Below are 18,003 nucleotides of genomic sequence, written 5' to 3'. Positions count from 1 at the left end.
ATATGAACATATCTTTATTGCAGGTTTTAAATGCACCTTTGTTTGAGAATGTAAAAATTTTGTCAGGACGGGCCGGACTTGGCCGGATCGTAAAGCGGGCATCTGTTTTTGATGCGCCATTTAAAGAGGATGTGCTGGAGAAAGATATTCTGGCACCTGGAGATTTTTTTATCACATCTCTTTTGCAGTTTCAGCCGAAATCAGAAGAACTGATGCAGGTTCTGGCGCTTCTTGTAAAAGGAAACTGCAGTGGGCTCTGTGTGATGATGGAGGAGAGAGCAGAGCTTTTTTCGAAAGAAATGCTTGCTTTCTGTGAAGAGAAGCAGTTTCCTGTGATCTGTATGAGGGAAGATATTTCTTATGCAGAGGTCCTTGGAGTTATTAATCAATGTATCCTGGAAGAACAGACAAATGTGCTTAATCAGCTGAAACTGGATAAGATCCTAGCATCGAGGACTCTGCCCCAGGAGCGAATGAAGATCCTTTTTAGCATTAATCCGGGGATCAGGGAGTACGTACAGGCTGTTTATATCCGGGATGAACGGCGGAAGATCACACAAAGAAAAAAAACAGGAGAAGTCTGTTCATCTTTTGATATATTTATTCCGGCGGATAACTATGATATCTGTATTTTGAGTGCAGATTCCAGGAAGGAACTGGAACAGCATAAAAATGTAGTGTGTGAACAGCTTTTGAGAAGCTATCATAACCGCAGACTTGGAATTGGCAGACCTTATGCCAGATACAGAGTAGAACGAACACTTCTTGAAGCAGGAGACGCCCTGGACATGGCACAGGCATCGGACCGGAGGCAGCAGGTCTATGATCCATTGTCTCCGCAGCAGCTTCTTTTGCCTATCAGGGGAAGTCGGGAAATGCAGGAATTTTATGACGAATTTTGTCGAGAGATTGCGGCGAAAACAACGGAAGAAGGCATGGAGGACATGCTTCTTACAACAAGGGCGTATGTACAGTGCAATGGAGATTTTAAAAAAACTGCCAAAAAACTGAAACAGCACGAGAATACGATCCGTTATCGTATTAACCGTCTGAGAAATTATCTTGATGTGGAAGAACAGCCGTTGCTTTTTCATGAGATCATTTCTCTGGCTGTGCGGATCGAATCTATGCTGGAGATAAAAAAGAATAAAGAGGTATGAGAGTGGAACAGGAAAAGAAAACAGGAAATGTGGAATCTGTCACATTGGAACAGGTTCCGATGGAAGAGAGAAAAAGCTGGGCAGATGTTGCCATGATCCAGGCGGGAATTATGATCTGTGTGCCCAGTCTGATGCTGGGAGGAATCCTGGCAGAGTCTATGCCGATGTCTCAGGCCATCTGGTCAGGGGTAATCGGATATGCAGTGATCGTGGCGTTGATGATATTTTGTGGAATCATGGGAAGTGATCTTGGTGTACCGACATGTGTTGTTGCATCTGGCGTTTTTGGAAAACAGGGATCATCAAAGCTGATCTCTGCATTATTTATGATCTCCATGATCGGTTGGTTTGCAGTGCAGAACGGTGTCTGTGGCTCTGCATTTTCCAATCTGATCGAAGCAAGCACAGGAGTAAAAATCCCGATTCCGGTATCAACGGTTGTGTGGGGAATAATCATGCTGGTTACAGCTGTATATGGAATCAATGCTCTGGATAAACTGAATAAGATTGCCATTCCTGCACTTGTGATCGTAACTGTGATCGGGTGTGTGGTAGCAATCCAGCGTTTCGGAACCGGAAATTTAAGTATGACTATCGAAGATCCGGCCATGAGCTTTGCAGATGGAGTTGTACTTACTATCAGTTTTATGGCCACCGGCGCCTTGAATGCACCTGATTTTACCAGATATCAGAGAACAAGAAAAGATACAGTCCTTTCTTCTGCTATCGGTGTGATGCCGGCAGGAATGGCTATGCTTATTCTCGGAGCGGTAATGACGAGAATTGCCCAGCAGTATGACATTTCACTTGTATTTTCTAATATTGGCCTTCCGTTCCTTGGAATGGTCGTACTGATCCTGGCAACCTGGACAACGAATACTACCAATGCCTACAGTGCAGGCTTAAATGCAGTTATGGTATTCAATCTGAAAGAAAGCGGCCGTTCTATGGCAACGGTTATACTTGGAGCTGTGGGAACAGTTCTGGCAGCTGTTGGTGTAGCCGGAAATTTTGAGGGATTTCTTACACTTCTTGGAAATGCGTTTATGCCGATCATTGCTCTGTTTATTGTGGAATACTGGAGCCTTGGGAAAGGAAAAGCAGAGAACTTTACATTACGTGAAGGATGGTCAGTGGCTGGAATCGTGACCTGGGCTCTTGGTTTTGCAGCTACGTTTTTGACTGTGGGAATTTCTTTTATCAATGGAATGCTGGTTTCCGGAATCCTGTATCTGGTGTGGAGACTGGTAAAAAAAGGTGATAAATAAATGGCTAGAGAATATGTAGAAAAAAATACAGCGGAAATGGTCAGATGTCTAAAAGAACTGGTAGCTATTCCCGGGATTTTTGAGGATGCACCATCTAAAGGAGCACCTTTTGGAAAAAATATCCAAAAATCTCTGGAGTACGTCCTTAGAATGGGACAGCAAATGGGATTTCAGGTAAAAAATTATGATGGTTATGCCGGAGAGATCACTGCCGGAGAGGGAAACAGGATGATCGGAATCCTCTGCCATACAGATGTGGTCAGTGCAGGAGAGGGATGGAACACAGATCCGTTTGATCCTGTGGAAAAAGATGGAAAGCTTTATGGAAGAGGAACTTCAGATGATAAAGGCCCTCTGGTGTCTTCACTTTTTGCTATGAAATATCTTGCAGATAATCAGTTGATTCCAAAAGATACCTGTCTTCGCATGATTGTGGGAACCGATGAGGAAGAGAGCTGGCAATGTATTCGTTATTATCTGGATCATGCAGAAATACTTCCACAGGTATCTATCGTACCAGATGCTAATTTTCCACTTTTATACTGCGAAAAAGGACTTCTTGACTTTGATCTTTCTTCTGTGGAATCTGTGGATGAAAGAGCAGAGATACAAATTGTGGAATTAAAAGGTGGACGTAGCAGAAATATTGTTCCGGACGAGGCGTCCTGTCTTCTGAAATGTGAAGATCCGAAGGCCGCAGTAAAAAGCATTGCGCTTCCGGAACAGGTTACAGCAAAGATCACAGATGGATTTTTGAAATTGTCAGTCAGAGGGATCAGTACACATTGTATGAGTCCGGAAAAAGGGTTTAATGCAGTTTCCTGTCTTCTGGAAACGCTGGGACAATTTGGCGAAAAACTTTCTCATGCTTCTTATATGAAATGTTTTCATCAGGCCATAGGAATGGATTATGACGGAGAGCGTCTGGGCTGTGCCATGGAGGATTCCGCAGGGGCACTGACGTTTAATGTGGGAACTGTGAATATGGATGAAAATGGAAGGATTTTTCTGCAGTGTAATATTCGTTATCCTGCATCTGTGGAGTATAATGATATTCGGGAGCTGCTGGAGAGACAGCTGAAAAAATATGGCTTCTTTTATAATGAAGTAGATTATCTGGCTCCGGTGTACCATAAAAAGGACTCAGCACTGATCCGGTGTCTGATGGAGGCCTATCAGGAAGTGACAGGGGATATGGATACAGAGCCAATGGCTATTGGCGGAGCTACCTATGCAAGGGCACTTCCTAATGCTGTGGCATTTGGGCCGCTGTTTCCGTATGAGGAAGAACTGGCTCATGAAGCAAATGAATTTTTAAGCATTGAGAGTCTGCAGAAAATGACCGAAATTTTTGTAAAAGGTCTTTACAAACTGATGACAGAATATAGATAAAAACATTAAAGAAACAAACTATAGAAATATCCTGGAATGCGTTGACATCCAGGATATTTTTTGCTATGGTATACAAGTTTACATATGACAAAGAAGAAAGGATATGGATATGGAGGAAAAAAGAGACATTTTTGACAGACTGATGCATCTTCCTGTATTGAACATATTTGAACCTTTTTATAAAAAACATAAGGAAGTTCTGATGTATCTGTTCTTTGGCGGGATCACATTTTTTCTGAATATAGCACTGTATGCATGGCTGGACGGCATGCTCGGAATAAATGCGCTGATCGCCAATGTGATCTGCTGGGTAGTCTGCGTACTGTTTCAGTATTTTACAAACAGGACCTGGGTATTCGACGGTCAGGTAGATTCGGCAGCCGGATTTTTAAAGCAGATGGCTTCGTTTTTCGGTGGAAGACTCTTTACCCTGGTTGTGGAAGAAGCGATCCTTGCAGTATTCATTACCTGGCTTGGATTTAACAGCATGGCAGTGAAGCTGATCGCTCAGGTGGTTGTGATCGTATTGAATTATATAATCAGTAAATTAATTGTTTTTAAAAAATAAAAAATGTTTATATTTACGAGAAAGGAGTTGAGTTAAAAAATGGCAAAAGATAAGACCAATGATATGACTGTGGGAAATCCGGTGAGCCTGATCATCCGGTTTATGATTCCCATGTGTCTTGGAAATATTTTTCAGCAGTTTTATAACATTGCGGATTCCATTGTTGCGGGTCAGTTCCTGGGAGTAGATGCGCTGGCTGCAATCGGAAGCACTGGTTCACTGATGTTTTTTGTTACCGGATGGCTTAACGGACTGAGCAGTGGCTTTGCCATTCTGGTATCCCAGTGGTTCGGGGCGAAGCAATATGATAAGATGCGTCATTACGTAGCTATGTCCATTTATCTGGCAGCAGCCTTTGCCATTGTGATGACCATTGGCTTTGAGGCTTTGAATGAACCGATTCTGCGGCTGATGAATTCACCGGAGGATCTGATGGGAATCTGTGAAGGGATATATGGGAATTATTTATGCAGGCCTGATCGTAACAGCGGCATATAATTCACTGGCAGCGTTTCTCCGTGCACTTGGAGATTCAAAATCTCCGCTGTATTTTCTGATCATTTCGGCAGTGATCAATGTGTTCCTGGATATTCTGTTTATTGTAAAAATCGGGATGGGAGTGGAAGGCTGTGCCTATGCTACGGTTATCGCGCAGGCAATTTCCGCAGTCTGCTGCCTGATCTATATTATCAAAAAGTTCCCGATCCTGCATCTGAAGAAAGAAAACTTTGAAGTTTCTTTTACCAGCTTCCGTTATCTGCTGGCCCTTGGTATTCCCATGGGACTTCAGTTTTCCATCACAGCGATCGGAACCATTATTGTGCAGGGTGCGGTAAATATTTACGGTTCTGTATATATGGCAGGATTTTCCGCTGCGGGAAAAATACAGAATATCATTGCAACTGTATTTGTAGCTTTTGGTGCGACGATGGCAACCTATGTAGGACAGAACCGGGGTGCCGGAAAGATGGACCGTGTAAAAGCAGGAATGAAATATACCCAGATCATGATCTTGATCTGGAGTGTGATCACTATGATCATTATGTTCTTTTTCGGAAAGTACATGACCTGGCTATTTATTGACAAATCCCAGACGGATGTTATTAATGTTTCTGTTACTTATTTTCATACGGTATTCTGGGCATATCCGTTCCTTGGAAGTATCTTCCTCTACCGAAACGGACTTCAGGGACTGGGATATGGCTTGGTTCCCATGCTGGGCGGTGTGTTTGAACTGGCGGCAAGAAGTGCGATCGTTATGTTTGTTGCAGGAAAAACAAGTTTTGCAGGTGTATGTCTGGCAGATCCTGCCGCATGGATCGCAGCGCTGATCCCTCTGATCCCGTATTATATTTATGTGATGAAAAAGTGGAGCAGGGGAAAAAAGGAAACTGCTGCCTGAGTGGGTATAATACAGAAAATGAAAAGAATAAATTTAGGCTTGCAATTATGGAAGATACAGTTATAATGATATTATAACTGCGGAAAAAACCAGGAAACCAGGAAACCGGGATTCCGGGTAAGATTACAAATCCAGAAGGGAGAATATAGATCATGGAAATCACAAAGGAAACAACAATGGGCGAGATGCTTGCATACGATGAGAAGATCGCATACATCCTTATGCAGGAAGGAATGCACTGCATCGGCTGTCCGTCTTCTATCGGTGAGTCTCTTGAGGAGGCGATGGATGGTACACGGACTTGACGTAAACGTAGTACTGGCAGACATCCATCACTATGAGGAAACCAAGAAACAGAAATAATCAGTACTATCACTGATCTTATAACGTTATAACGTACAGATTACGGACCGTAAGGGATAACGACTGTGCATGCCTTTTTGGCATGCCGGCGTTATCCCTTTTTTTATATATGGAGGAAAAAACATGTATGTCATGATCGACAATTTTGATTCATTTGTATATAATCTGAAGGCATATTTTCAGGAACTGGGAAGAGAGATACTGGTTAAACGCTGTGATGAGATCACTCTTAAGGAGCTGGAAGCGATGAATCCGGAAGGGATTATTCTTTCGCCGGGACCGAAACGTCCCTGGGATGCGAAGCTTTGTGTAGATACAGTAAAAAGATTTCAGGGAAGGATCCCCATTCTTGGTGTCTGTCTGGGCCATCAGGTTATCGGCCACTGTGCAGGCGCAGTAGTGGAAAAGGGAGTACGCCCCATGCATGGAAAAGTAACAGAGATCCATAATCACGGAACCGGCGTGTTTGCAGGCCTGCCGGAGAAATATAAGGTGACAAGATATCATTCCCTGATCGTCCGGGAAGACAGCATCCCGGAGGAATATCAGGTAGATGCTGTTTCCGATGACGGAGCAGTTATGGGAATTTCCCATAAAACACTGCCTCTGTATGGCGTACAGTTCCATCCGGAAGCTGTTCTTACGGAATATGGCCATGAGCTTCTTGAGAATTTCTGTAAGATCGCAGAGGAATTTCATCAGGAGAGGGAAGAAGAACTGGCAGAAGAGAAAACTGCTTAGATCAAAAAATAACCCGGAGATGAATGCAGCACGCCTGCACTCATAAGAATATTACAGGGTGCAGTGAGGATACCTGATCCGCTCACTGCACAGATAAAACCGGGAACACACAGGAGTAAAAACATGTACAATAATCAGCGAATCATAAAAGAACTGACCCCATATATCCCGGCAGTGGAGATTTTCCGGATCTACGAGAGAGAGCCGGGAGCTGCATTTCTGGATTCCTCCCTTGTGAATGAACTGGGACATTATTCCGTGATCGGAAGGTGCCCCTATCTGAAACTGGTAAAAGACGGGAAGACCTTTACCATCAATGGAAAACCGGAAACAGAAACAACCTTTGAAGACTACATGCGGGAATATTTGAATACCCATGAGGACAAAAATGACAGCAGACTTCCCCTTGTGTCCGGAGCTGTAGGATATTTTTCCTATGATTACGGAAGGAAACAGATGGGAGTACCCTCCGGGGAAAAAGATCTTGTGACGATTCCGGAAGCAGTTCTGACGTTTTATGACTGTTTTGTTGTGGAAGACTGTCAGGAAAAAAGGACGTATCTTGTGTCAAATGGAATCAGCGGAAATGCCGCGGCGCAGATCGGCGCAATGGAAAAAGCAATCCTGGAATCTGCAGAGGCTGGCAAACCGGAAGAACCGGAAATCGGAGAAAAAAAGAAATTCGGAAATGGGATGATCACGGAAAATTCTCACCGTGAGAAATTTAAGATTCAGGTCCATCCAAATTTTGAGAAAGAGGAATACAAGCAGGCAGTGGACCGGATGATCCGGTATATTATAGAAGGTGATATCTACATTGCCAATATGACACAGCAGCTTACAATTGAAAGCGAAAAACAGCCGCTGGATGTTTTTTATGATCTTCGGAAAAACAATCCCTCTCCTTTTGGCGGATATCTGGATTTCGGAGATTATCAGATCGTCTGTGCCTCTCCGGAGCGCTTCCTGAAAATGAAAGACCGCCATGTAAACACCCGTCCTATAAAAGGGACACGAAAACGTGGCGCAACGCCTGAGGAAGATGAAATGCTCCGCCAGGAACTTGTAGATTCCGGCAAAGATAAAAGTGAACTTCTCATGATCGTAGATCTGGAACGAAATGATCTGAACCGGGTATGTACACCGGGAAGCGTGAAAGTAACTGAACTTTTTACAGTGGAAGCATATGCCACAGTATTTCATCTGGTGTCGGATATTGAAGGTATACTGGAAGATGGAAAAAATGTCATGGACCTTCTGGAAGCTACGTTCCCCGGCGGCTCCATTACCGGTGCACCGAAATACCGCGCTATGGAGATCATTGATGAACTGGAGCATGGAAAAAGAAATCTCTATACCGGCTCCATCGGCTATCTGACACTGGATGGCAGCTGCGATTTTAACATCGTGATCCGTACAGCCCTTCATAAAAACGGGAAATATCATCTTGGTGTCGGCGGCGGGATCACGGCAGAGTCAGATCTGGAATTTGAGTATGAGGAAACACTGCAGAAAGCGAAAGCAATCCTGGACGCACTGCAATAGGGGACATACGGAATAACGGAAGACTAAGAAAGATTCTGCAGACGGGCCGGGAGACCTGATGCAAAAGGGAGGATGGAGATGAACGTAACATTAGATGAATGTTTTCAGTTTGGCCTGGGAGCATTTGAAACCATAGGGATCGAACAGGGAATTCCCATACTGCTGGATAAACACCTGAAAAGACTGGAACGTGCCGCAGATTTCCTGAAACTGGGAAGCTTGTCAGAACGGGGGATCACTGCACGGAAGATTGAAAAATATCTGGAAGAACAGAAAATGCGCACAGAAGTACAAAAGGAATTTGGAAACCTGGAGCACTGTGCATTAAAGATCATGCTTACCAAGGAAAACATGGTTTATTCTCTTCGTGCCAATCACTATACACCGGAAAAATATGAGAAAGGTTTTTTCATAGATATCAGTGCGGTAAAACGAAATGAAACCTCACCGCTGGTATATCACAAAACCATGAATTACGGAGACTGTATCCTGGAAAAAAGAAACGCCACGGTAGCAGGAATGGATGAGCGGCTGTTTCTCAATACAAAAGAACAGGTTTCTGAAGGTACGGTAAGTAATGTATTTTTTGTGAGAAACGGCGTGATCTGTACGCCACAAGTCAGTTGCGGCCTTCTTCCGGGGATCCTTCGGGAGTATCTCTGTGAAACAGAAGATGTGGAAGAGACAGACATCTATGTTCAGGACCTGAAGCGGTATCAGGAATGTTTTGTTACCAATTCCCTGATGGGAATCATGCCAGTGCGTCAGATCGGGGGAATTCGGTTTGAGGAAGACCGAGTGACAAAGGAGCTGATGAGAAAATATCAGGACATGGTACAGGAGACGATAAATAAGAAGAAAGACAGATGAAACGATATGGAGTGCCAGATTCTGTGAATGACCATGACTGAAATGAATGAAAATGACTGAGATAATCAGGGATAAAAGTGTATCAACCTGGAAAAACTAGGATTGATGCACTTTTTTTGTGCAAACTCAACCAAAAACAGTCATGAATTTTGTGAAGTAGTTTGATTGACTTTGAATGAATTTGGAAGTATACTAAGTTCAACAAATGAGGAACAACAAAAAGCGGTCAGAAACCCGCAGAATAAAAGATATGGGGAGGAGAAAGAAATGATCTGCACAGTTACTTTTAATCCATCTCTGGACTATATCGTTTCCGTAGAGGACTTCAAGCTTGGACTTACCAACCGTACCAGTTCTGAGCTGATGCTTCCGGGTGGAAAAGGAATCAACGTTTCCACCGTGCTGATGAACCTTGGAATTGAGAATACAGCACTTGGTTTCATGGCAGGATTCGTAGGAGATGAGATTGTAAGAAAGCTTGAGGAGATGGGAGTGAAATCCGATTTTATCAAGATCCCGGAAGGCGTTTCCAGAATCAACCTGAAGCTGAAATCCATTGACGGAACCGAGATCAACGGAATGGGACCTAAAATCAGCGCAGAAAAAGTTCAGGAGCTGATGGAGAAACTTGACACACTGAAAGAAGGAGATGTGCTTTTCCTGGCAGGAAGCATTCCATCATCCATGCCGGATGACATGTACGAGAAGATCATGGCGAGACTGGACGGAAGAGGCGTGATGATCGTTGTGGATGCAACAAGAGATCTTCTTGTAAACGTTTTGAAATATCATCCGTTCCTTGTGAAACCCAACAACCATGAACTGGGAGAAATCTTCGGAGTCGAGCTTAAGACCCGTCAGGATGTGATCCCTTACGGAAAGAAACTCCAGGAAAAAGGTGCCAGAAATGTACTGATTTCCATGGCCGGTGAAGGAGCTGTCCTGGTAGCAGAAGACGGACAGGTATTTGAGAAACCGGCACCGAAGGGAACACTGGTAAACGGCGTAGGAGCCGGAGATTCCATGGTAGCAGGCTTTATGGCAGGCTGGATGGAAAAACAGGATTACGAATACGCTTTCCACATGGGGATTTCCGCAGGAAGCGCAAGTGCATTTTCTGAAAATCTTGCCACGAAGGAAGAGATTCAGGCGGTATATAAACAGGTAACAGAGGGGTAAATAAGAAAGGAGAAGGGAAGATGAGAATCACAGATCTGCTTGACAAACGAAGCATATCGCTGGATGCAGCACCGAAGACAAAATCCGAAGCGCTGGACATGGCCGTAGATCTTATGGTAAAAAGCGAAAAGATCAGCGACCGGGATGCTTATCGGAAACAGGTGTATTTAAGAGAGGAAGAAAGTACAACAGGAATCGGTGAGGGAATCGCCATTCCCCATGGAAAATGTGATGCGGTAAAGAAACCGGGACTTGCTGCCATGGTAGTAAAAAACGGCGTGGAATTTGAGGCACTGGACGATGAGCCGGTTACGCTCCTTTTCCTGATCGCGGCACCGAATACAGAAGACAACATTCATCTGGATGTACTCAGCAAACTTTCCGTGATGCTGATGGATGATAATTTTACAGAGTCCTTACGTAACGCGAAATCTGTAGATGAATTTATGGAGATCATCGACAAGGCAGATGATGAGAAAAAAGATATCGACGAGAGACTGGCAGATACAGGAAGTTCCGAAGGAGCCAGAGCCAGACTGCTGGCAGTTACTTCATGCCCCACAGGTATTGCCCACACCTACATGGCAGCAGAAGGACTGGAAAAAGCAGCGAAGGCGAAAGACTGTTTCATTAAAATAGAGACAAGAGGCTCCGGCGGAGCAAAAAATGTACTTACGGATCAGGAGATCCAGGAAGCAGACTGCATTATCGTAGCAGCAGATGCCAAGGTCCCCATGGACCGTTTCGATGGAAAGAAAGTCATCGAATGTCAGGTTTCCGACGGAATCAGCAAGGCAGACCAACTGGTTGACCGTGCCATTTCCGGAGATGTTCCGATATATCATGCGGCAGCAGGCAGCCAGAGTTCTTCCTCAAATGCAAAAGCAGGCGGCGGAGCAGGCCACAAGATCTACATGCAGCTGATGAACGGTGTATCTCATATGCTTCCACTGGTTGTTGGCGGTGGTATCCTGATCGCCCTTGCATTTCTGATCGATGGTTTAAGCGTAGATTTAAGTTCCCTTCCGGCAGACCAGAGAGCAAACTTTGGTACCATCACACCGGTAGCGGCTGTTCTGAAAAATATTGGTGGAACCGCATTTGGGTTCATGCTTCCTGTACTGGCCGGCTTTATCGCAATGGCTATCGGTGACAGACCGGCACTTGCAGTTGGCCTTGTAGGCGGTATGATCGCAGCAAACGGAAAATCCGGTTTTCTTGGAGCTCTTCTTGCAGGTTTCCTTGCAGGATATCTGATCCTGGGACTTCGTAAAGTCTGTGATAAACTTCCGGAAGCTCTGGAAAAAATCGCACCGGTACTGATCTATCCGGTTGTTGGTGTCCTTCTTATGGGACTTTGTATGACATTCATTGTAGAGCCGATCATGGGTGGTATCAATACAGGATTAAATAATGCCTTGACAGGCATGGGAAATTCAAGTAAAGTAATTTTAGGACTGGTTCTCGGTGGCATGATGGCCATTGATATGGGAGGCCCGTTCAACAAAGCAGCATATGTATTTGGTACAGCGGCCATTGCGGCAGGTAACTATGACATTATGGCAGCAGTTATGGTAGGAGGCATGACTCCTCCATGTGCTATCGCACTTGCATCCCTGCTGTTTAAAGACAAATTTACAAAAGAAGAGCGTGAGGCAGGACCGACCAACTTTATCATGGGACTTGCATTTATCACAGAAGGAGCCATTCCTTTTGCGGCATCTGACCCGATCCATGTACTCCCGTCCTGCATCGTCGGCTCCGCAATAGCAGGAGCGATCTCCATGTTCTTCAACTGTACACTGATGGCACCACACGGCGGAATCTTCGTATTCCCGGTTGTAGGTAATGCACTGATGTATCTGGTTGCACTGGTTGTCGGAACTCTGATCTCAGCAATACTTCTCGGTGTACTGAAGAAAAAAGTTGCTTAAATTTTAAAATTAAAAATAAAAACCTGGAGGATAAAAAAATGAAAGAATTCAAGTATGTAGTAACAGATAACGAAGGAATCCATGCACGTCCGGCAGGAGAGCTTGTGAAACTTGTAAAAGGCTTCGAGTCCAAGATCACAATCGAGAAAGACGGTAAGACTGTAGAGTGCAGAAAGCTTCTTGCACTTATGGGACTTGGCGTAAAGAAAGGCCATGAGGTTACCTTCACATTCGATGGTGCAGACGAGGATGCAGCATACGAGGCAGTAAGCAAATTCATGCAGGAGAACCTGTAATTTCTGAATGAGTGAACAGAAGACATCCCGGTCCGGCTGATCGGGGTGTCTTTTTTAAAGGAGGAAAAACATGCTGACGGAGCAGAGATATGAGATCATACTCGGCCTTCTCAGAGAAAAAAACAGTGTCACGGTAACAGAACTGAAAGATATCCTGAATGCATCGGAATCCACGGTTCGCAGAGATATCACAGCACTTTACAAGGCAGGAAAACTGACCAGGGTTTTTGGCGGCGCAGTGGCACTGGAGCATACAGTCAATGCTTATGAGCCTACTGTAGCCCAAAAATCCGAGCTTAATATCGAGGAAAAAAAGAAGATCGCAGCTTATGCGGCATCTCTGATCCAGCCGGAGGATTTTGTATATCTGGATGCGGGAACGACGACCGGATATATGCTGGAACATCTTAACGGCTCCAGGGCGACTTTTGTGACCAACGGTGTTTCCCATGCAAGGACCCTGGCCCAGATGGGAATCCGTGTGCTGCTGATCGGCGGGGAGTTGAAAGGCTCCACGGAAGCGGTGATCGGAAGCCAGGCCATGCAGATGCTGAAGAATTATCATTTTACCAAGGGCTTTTTTGGAACCAACGGAATGACCCAGAGAGAAGGCTTTACCACACCGGAGGCCAATGAGGCACTGGTAAAACGAACAGCTATGGAGCAGTGCCTGGAAAAATATGTAGTGTCCGACAGTTCCAAATTCGGACAGATCAGTGCGGTGACGTTCTTTTCATTTGAAGGGGCGGTAATCCTGACGGAAAACTGTTCCAGAGAATATAAGGACTGCAGAAATATTCAGATCGTATCATAGAAAATTATAAAATGAAAAGATTATAAAAAAACCGGTTTGGAAGAAAATTCTTCGGAACCGGTTTTTGCGATCAGTTTTCCTTGGAGATCATGGATTCCAGATCTTCCACAGAAATGTCTTTCTTATGCATCAGTTTGAGAAGACGTTTCAGCTCTGCGGCTTCTTCTGCTTTCTTGGCTGCTTTATGAATTTCCTCCAGCTGAGCTGCAAGAGCAGTTTTCTCATCTTCCAGAGCTGCAATCTTCTCTGTGTAGGCAGCAATCTTGGAATCTACTTTGGAAATCTTTTCGTTCAGTACTTCTACTTTGGTACGTCTCTGTCCCATATGAAACCTCCTGATAAAATATTATTACTTATACAATAGCATAAAAGGTCTGAAAATACAATTATCAATTATATTTCATATTGACTTGGTGGGGAAAGTATGATATCTTAACGGAATGCGAACAGGAATGATCGTTTCAGATAAAAATAAATGGCAGAATTGTAATAGAAATTAAAGAGGTGAAGAAAACAATGGAAGAAAAAGAATTACAGGAAGCATTAAAAAAAGAAGAAGATCTGAAAGCCTATTTCCGCCAGCTGAAAAGCGTGGCGGTTGCCTTTTCCGGAGGTGTGGATTCCACCTATCTTCTGAAAACAGCTCATGATACTGTTGGAGATCAGGTGATCGCGGTAACTGCAAAGTCCTGTTCTTTTCCGGAGAGAGAACTGAAAGAGGCGATCCACTTCTGCGAAAAAGAAGGCATCCGTCACTTTGTATGTGAATCCGAGGAACTGGACATTGAAGGCTTTTCCCATAATCCGAAGAACCGATGTTATATCTGTAAGCACGAGCTGTTTGAGAAGATCATCAACATCGCAAAGGAGCAGAAGATCGCATATATCGCAGAAGGCTCCAATATGGATGACAACGGAGATTACAGACCAGGTCTTCAGGCAGTGGCAGAACTTGGGGTGACAAGTCCTCTGCGCCATTCCAAGCTTGCGAAAGAAGAAATCCGTATCCTGTCCAGAAATCTGGGACTTCCTACCTGGGATAAGCAGTCTTTTGCCTGCCTTTCTTCCAGATTTGTTTACGGAGAAGAGATCACAAGGGATAAACTTTCCATGGTAGATAAAGCAGAGCAGCTTCTTCTGGATCTGGGATTCCATCAGGTTCGTGTGCGGATCCACGGAATGATGGCCCGCATTGAAGTGGAACCGGGAGAATTTTTAAAAGTTCTGGAAAACCGGGAAAAGATCACAAAAGAGTTTAAGACATATGGCTTTACCTATGTTACAATGGATCTGACAGGCTACCGGACAGGAAGCATGAACGAAACATTGGGAGAGTAATATGAAAATAATTGCAAGGATCAGAAGTGATTTTCCAACAAAATTTGGAATCCCGCGCCAGAGCGGCCGTGTGGAAGAACTGACAGCCCGTGTTGTTTTTGAACCGGAATACCGGGTACGGGAAGCGGTAAAGGGGCTGGAAGATTTTTCTCATATCTGGCTGCTCTGGGAGTTTTCCCAGGCGATCCGTGAGAACTGGTCACCTACGGTACGTCCACCGCGTCTGGGTGGAAATGAAAGAATGGGCGTATTTGCTACCAGATCCCCCTTCCGTCCAAATCCGGTAGGGCTGTCCTGCGTGAAACTGGAAAAGATCGATCTGGAGAGCAAAGAAGCCCCTGTACTGATCGTATCCGGTGCGGATCTGATGGACGGAACCCCCATCTATGATATCAAGCCATATCTGCCGGCGGCAGACTGCCATCCGGAAGCTCTGGGCGGCTTTGCGGCAAAAGTGGAGCAGCATTTCCTGAAAGTGGAGATCCCCGAAGAATGGAAGGCAAAGATCCCGGAAGATAAGATCTCTGCCCTGGAAGGGGTGCTTAAAGAAGACCCAAGACCTGCATACCAGAAAGATCCGGAGCGGATATATGGAATGCCTTTTGCAGGAATGGATGTACATTTCCAGGTAAAAGAGGGCATACTTACTGTATGCGGGATCACAGAATATAAAAAATCTGACAAAATTTAAAATTACCTTTGACAAACTTTTTAAGGCATGGTATTATAATAAACGAGTTAGCAAATGCTAACTCAATATTTTAAACCAAGAGTTAGTTAAAGATAACCAGTAACAGTTATATAAAAAAAGTTCAGAGATCAAAGGAGAGTGAATTATGAGCGTTGTAATCGTAGGCGGTAATGAAAGAATGGTATGTCAGTATGAGGATATCTGTAAGGGATTCGGATGTAAGGCAAAAGTTTTTGCAAAAGAAAAAGGAGCCATGAAGAAAAAGATCGGTGTGCCGGATCTGATGATTCTGTTTACAAGTACCGTTTCCCACAAAATGGTAAACTGTGCAGTAGAAGAAGCAAAGAAAAAATCCATCCCTGTATGCCGCTGTCACACAAGCAGCGCTGCAGCTCTTGAGAATATTCTGAAACAGTACTGTGCATAAGAAACAGGTCAGGAGATACTTTTCTCTTGTATAATTTGACTTTTTTGCGGAAATGTAACGGAAAGACTTGCAAAATCATGAATTATTCAATAAAATAGCCGTAGGTTTCTGTGGTAAAGCGTTGCAGTGAATCGTGAATATGCAGCGCTGGAAGTCGAAATTACAGGTGAGAGGTGTTATCATGAAAAAAGTTGTAAAATTCGGTGGAAGTTCTCTTGCAAATGCGGAGCAGTTTCAGAAAGTGGGCGATATCATCCGCAGCGATGAGAGCCGCCGTTATGTAGTTCCGTCAGCTCCCGGAAAGAGATTTGACGAAGATATCAAAGTAACGGATATGCTTTACGGATGCTATGACGCAGCATCCAAAGGTGAGGATATCACTGAGAAACTTAATGCCATCAAAGAGAGATATTACGAGATCATCAAAGGTCTTGGGCTGAGCCTTTCTCTTGAAGACGAGTTCAAGAAGATCGATGAGGATTTCCGTGCACAGGCGGGAATTCAGTATGCGGCGTCCAGAGGAGAGTTCCTCAATGGTAAGATCATGGCTGCATACCTTGGATACGATTTCGTGGATGCGGCTTCAGTGATCCGTTTTGATAAAGACGGTAATCTGGAAGCGGAGGAGACAAATAAACTCCTTTCCAAGAAGCTCAGCAAATCCCAGCATGCGGTTATCCCGGGATTCTACGGAGCATGTGCGGATGGCACGGTGAAGACATTTTCCAGAGGTGGTTCTGATGTAACCGGATCCCTGGTTGCAAAAGCCATCCATGCAGATATTTATGAGAACTGGACCGATGTTTCCGGTTTCCTTGTAACAGATCCGCGTATCGTTCACAATCCGGAACCGATCGAGGCAATTACATACAGAGAGCTTCGTGAGCTTTCTTATATGGGTGCAACTGTTCTTCATGAGGATGCGATCTTCCCGGTTCGTAAAGAGGGAATTCCGATCAACATCCGTAACACAAACAGCCCGGAGGATAAGGGTACACTGATCGTGGAGAGCACCTGCAAAAAACCGAAATTTACCATTACCGGTATTGCCGGAAAGAAAGGTTTCTGTTCTATTAACATTGAGAAATCCATGATGAACAGTGAGATCGGTTTTGGCCGTAAGGTTCTCCAGGTATTTGAGGATCAGGGAATCAGCTTTGAGCATGTACCGTCCGGAATTGATACCATGACTGTATATGTTCACCAGGATGAATTTGAGGAGAAAGAGCAGCAGGTTATCGCAGGCATCCACCGTCTGGTACAGCCTGACTTTGTGGAGATGGAATCTGACCTCGCGCTGATCGCAGTTGTAGGCCGTGGAATGAAATCCCAGAGAGGTACTGCAGGAAGAATCTTCTCTGCTCTTGCTCACGCAAATGTAAACGTAAAAATGATCGATCAGGGTTCCAGTGAGCTGAATATCATCATCGGCGTTGAGAACCGTGATTTCGAAAAAGCTGTCAGAGCGATCTATGATATTTTTGTTCTGACACGGATCTGAACAAAATCCGAATATCCGCTTGACTCCGGAAGCAGTATCCGCCACAGGACATGGAACATACAGTCCTGTGGCGGATTTTTCTGTTAATCTGACCTGTTTATCCAAAAAAAATCCAAATAAATCTGACAAAATTTCCAAAGAAAAAGCAAAGATATTATACATTGTGTCGAAAAACACCTGACAGGAAATAAACAGTATTGACAAAAACTTAACTTTTGTGTAAAACAGACATATACAAAAACTTCAGAAAGGCAGGCGGTCAGCAATGGAGAAACAGATCAAACTGGATGAAAAAAGCGCACAGGAGTTTGTCAGTGCAGCCAGCAGATGCAATTTTGATATTGATGTATTTTACAACCGCATTATCATCGACGCAAAGTCAATCCTTGGACTTCTGAGTCTGGATCTGACAAAAACCCTGACAGTAAAGTGTTACGGAGAGGATGAAAATTTTAACCAGGTTCTTTCCAAATATGCGGTAGGCTGAGAAATATGAATAAAGAAAAAAGGTAAT

General features: G+C 44.3%; 18 protein-coding genes and 1 pseudogene. 18 read left to right on the top strand and 1 reads right to left on the bottom strand.

What is annotated here, in order from left to right:
• The first annotated feature begins 2 nt into the window (after positions 1 to 2).
• From AC04Q6_RS15935 to AC04Q6_RS15875, 13 genes and pseudogenes are all read left to right on the top strand, one after another.
• Entirely contained in the window at positions 3 to 1,160 is a 1,158-nt protein-coding gene (locus tag AC04Q6_RS15935) for a PucR family transcriptional regulator (RefSeq protein WP_021977542.1), read from the top strand.
• A gap of 2 nt (positions 1,161 to 1,162) precedes the next feature.
• Positions 1,163 to 2,428, top strand: a complete 1,266-nt coding sequence (locus AC04Q6_RS15930) for a cytosine permease (protein WP_059085206.1) — start codon at positions 1,163 to 1,165, stop codon at positions 2,426 to 2,428.
• Complete coding sequence (pepV, locus tag AC04Q6_RS15925) at positions 2,429 to 3,820, top strand: dipeptidase PepV (RefSeq protein ID WP_021977544.1); 1,392 nt, start codon at positions 2,429 to 2,431, stop codon at positions 3,818 to 3,820.
• 109 nt (positions 3,821 to 3,929) lie between these two features.
• On the top strand, positions 3,930 to 4,388 hold the full coding sequence (locus tag AC04Q6_RS15920; RefSeq protein WP_021977545.1) for a GtrA family protein: 459 nt from the start codon (positions 3,930 to 3,932) through the stop codon (positions 4,386 to 4,388).
• Positions 4,389 to 4,427: 39 nt separating this feature from the next.
• Positions 4,428 to 5,790 (top strand): annotated as a pseudogene (locus AC04Q6_RS15915) (MATE family efflux transporter).
• Positions 5,791 to 5,942: 152 nt separating this feature from the next.
• A complete protein-coding gene (locus tag AC04Q6_RS15910; protein WP_476389772.1) occupies positions 5,943 to 6,095 on the top strand; it encodes a DUF1858 domain-containing protein in 153 nt (50 codons plus the stop codon).
• 181 nt (positions 6,096 to 6,276) lie between these two features.
• Positions 6,277 to 6,894 (top strand): anthranilate synthase component II, encoded by a 618-nt coding sequence (locus AC04Q6_RS15905; RefSeq protein ID WP_118071150.1) that lies wholly within the window; start codon positions 6,277 to 6,279, stop codon positions 6,892 to 6,894.
• A 123-nt stretch (positions 6,895 to 7,017) separates the two neighbouring features.
• A complete protein-coding gene (pabB, locus tag AC04Q6_RS15900) occupies positions 7,018 to 8,439 on the top strand; it encodes an aminodeoxychorismate synthase component I (RefSeq protein ID WP_118071151.1) in 1,422 nt (473 codons plus the stop codon).
• A 78-nt stretch (positions 8,440 to 8,517) separates the two neighbouring features.
• A complete protein-coding gene (locus AC04Q6_RS15895) occupies positions 8,518 to 9,309 on the top strand; it encodes an aminotransferase class IV (protein WP_118071152.1) in 792 nt (263 codons plus the stop codon).
• Between the two features lie 267 nt (positions 9,310 to 9,576).
• Positions 9,577 to 10,488: a 1-phosphofructokinase gene (pfkB, locus tag AC04Q6_RS15890; protein WP_118071153.1), complete on the top strand. Its 912-nt coding sequence runs from the start codon at positions 9,577 to 9,579 to the stop codon at positions 10,486 to 10,488.
• 20 nt (positions 10,489 to 10,508) lie between these two features.
• A complete protein-coding gene (locus AC04Q6_RS15885; protein WP_118071154.1) occupies positions 10,509 to 12,422 on the top strand; it encodes a PTS fructose transporter subunit IIABC in 1,914 nt (637 codons plus the stop codon).
• Positions 12,423 to 12,460: 38 nt separating this feature from the next.
• Positions 12,461 to 12,718, top strand: a complete 258-nt coding sequence (locus AC04Q6_RS15880; protein WP_015525831.1) for an HPr family phosphocarrier protein — start codon at positions 12,461 to 12,463, stop codon at positions 12,716 to 12,718.
• 70 nt (positions 12,719 to 12,788) lie between these two features.
• The gene (locus AC04Q6_RS15875) at positions 12,789 to 13,532 is read left to right on the top strand and encodes a DeoR/GlpR family DNA-binding transcription regulator (RefSeq protein ID WP_021977553.1); all 744 of its coding nucleotides are present in this window, start codon (positions 12,789 to 12,791) and stop codon (positions 13,530 to 13,532) included.
• A gap of 70 nt (positions 13,533 to 13,602) precedes the next feature.
• Here the strand turns inward: AC04Q6_RS15875 and AC04Q6_RS15870 are convergent, their stop codons facing one another.
• The gene (locus AC04Q6_RS15870; protein WP_021977554.1) at positions 13,603 to 13,857 is read right to left on the bottom strand and encodes a hypothetical protein; all 255 of its coding nucleotides are present in this window, start codon (positions 13,855 to 13,857) and stop codon (positions 13,603 to 13,605) included.
• Positions 13,858 to 14,048: 191 nt separating this feature from the next.
• Between AC04Q6_RS15870 and larE the strand changes: the two genes are divergently transcribed.
• The 5 genes from larE (at position 14,049) to AC04Q6_RS15845 (ending at position 17,976) form a co-directional block, all read left to right on the top strand.
• On the top strand, positions 14,049 to 14,870 hold the full coding sequence (larE, locus tag AC04Q6_RS15865) for an ATP-dependent sacrificial sulfur transferase LarE (protein ID WP_476389771.1): 822 nt from the start codon (positions 14,049 to 14,051) through the stop codon (positions 14,868 to 14,870).
• A 1-nt stretch (position 14,871) separates the two neighbouring features.
• Complete coding sequence (tsaA, locus tag AC04Q6_RS15860; protein WP_118071155.1) at positions 14,872 to 15,561, top strand: tRNA (N6-threonylcarbamoyladenosine(37)-N6)-methyltransferase TrmO; 690 nt, start codon at positions 14,872 to 14,874, stop codon at positions 15,559 to 15,561.
• Positions 15,562 to 15,706: 145 nt separating this feature from the next.
• Entirely contained in the window at positions 15,707 to 15,988 is a 282-nt protein-coding gene (locus AC04Q6_RS15855; protein ID WP_015525835.1) for a DUF2325 domain-containing protein, read from the top strand.
• 181 nt (positions 15,989 to 16,169) lie between these two features.
• A complete protein-coding gene (locus AC04Q6_RS15850) occupies positions 16,170 to 17,489 on the top strand; it encodes an aspartate kinase (RefSeq protein WP_021977557.1) in 1,320 nt (439 codons plus the stop codon).
• Between the two features lie 265 nt (positions 17,490 to 17,754).
• Entirely contained in the window at positions 17,755 to 17,976 is a 222-nt protein-coding gene (locus AC04Q6_RS15845) for an HPr family phosphocarrier protein (RefSeq protein ID WP_021977558.1), read from the top strand.
• Positions 17,977 to 18,003 lie beyond the last annotated feature (27 nt).

The sequence above is a fragment of the Blautia sp. HA9023 genome, assembly GCF_056504095.1.
Note: the sequence above shows the minus strand (reverse complement) of the source record. Positions and strands in the feature narration are given on the sequence as shown.

Bases quoted from the DNA above. Each gene is read 5' to 3' on its own strand.
- AC04Q6_RS15935 (WP_021977542.1), top strand. From the start codon at position 3: ATGAACATATCTTTATTGCAGGTTTTAAATGCACCTTTGTTTGAGAAT.
- pepV (WP_021977544.1), top strand. From the start codon at position 2,429: ATGGCTAGAGAATATGTAGAAAAAAATACAGCGGAAATGGTCAGATGT.
- AC04Q6_RS15920 (WP_021977545.1), top strand. From the start codon at position 3,930: ATGGAGGAAAAAAGAGACATTTTTGACAGACTGATGCATCTTCCTGTA.
- AC04Q6_RS15910 (WP_476389772.1), top strand. From the start codon at position 5,943: ATGGAAATCACAAAGGAAACAACAATGGGCGAGATGCTTGCATACGAT.
- AC04Q6_RS15905 (WP_118071150.1), top strand. From the start codon at position 6,277: ATGTATGTCATGATCGACAATTTTGATTCATTTGTATATAATCTGAAG.
- pabB (WP_118071151.1), top strand. From the start codon at position 7,018: ATGTACAATAATCAGCGAATCATAAAAGAACTGACCCCATATATCCCG.
- AC04Q6_RS15895 (WP_118071152.1), top strand. From the start codon at position 8,518: ATGAACGTAACATTAGATGAATGTTTTCAGTTTGGCCTGGGAGCATTT.
- pfkB (WP_118071153.1), top strand. From the start codon at position 9,577: ATGATCTGCACAGTTACTTTTAATCCATCTCTGGACTATATCGTTTCC.
- AC04Q6_RS15885 (WP_118071154.1), top strand. From the start codon at position 10,509: ATGAGAATCACAGATCTGCTTGACAAACGAAGCATATCGCTGGATGCA.
- AC04Q6_RS15880 (WP_015525831.1), top strand. From the start codon at position 12,461: ATGAAAGAATTCAAGTATGTAGTAACAGATAACGAAGGAATCCATGCA.
- AC04Q6_RS15875 (WP_021977553.1), top strand. From the start codon at position 12,789: ATGCTGACGGAGCAGAGATATGAGATCATACTCGGCCTTCTCAGAGAA.
- AC04Q6_RS15870 (WP_021977554.1), bottom strand. From the start codon at position 13,857: ATGGGACAGAGACGTACCAAAGTAGAAGTACTGAACGAAAAGATTTCC.
- larE (WP_476389771.1), top strand. From the start codon at position 14,049: ATGGAAGAAAAAGAATTACAGGAAGCATTAAAAAAAGAAGAAGATCTG.
- tsaA (WP_118071155.1), top strand. From the start codon at position 14,872: ATGAAAATAATTGCAAGGATCAGAAGTGATTTTCCAACAAAATTTGGA.
- AC04Q6_RS15855 (WP_015525835.1), top strand. From the start codon at position 15,707: ATGAGCGTTGTAATCGTAGGCGGTAATGAAAGAATGGTATGTCAGTAT.
- AC04Q6_RS15850 (WP_021977557.1), top strand. From the start codon at position 16,170: ATGAAAAAAGTTGTAAAATTCGGTGGAAGTTCTCTTGCAAATGCGGAG.
- AC04Q6_RS15845 (WP_021977558.1), top strand. From the start codon at position 17,755: ATGGAGAAACAGATCAAACTGGATGAAAAAAGCGCACAGGAGTTTGTC.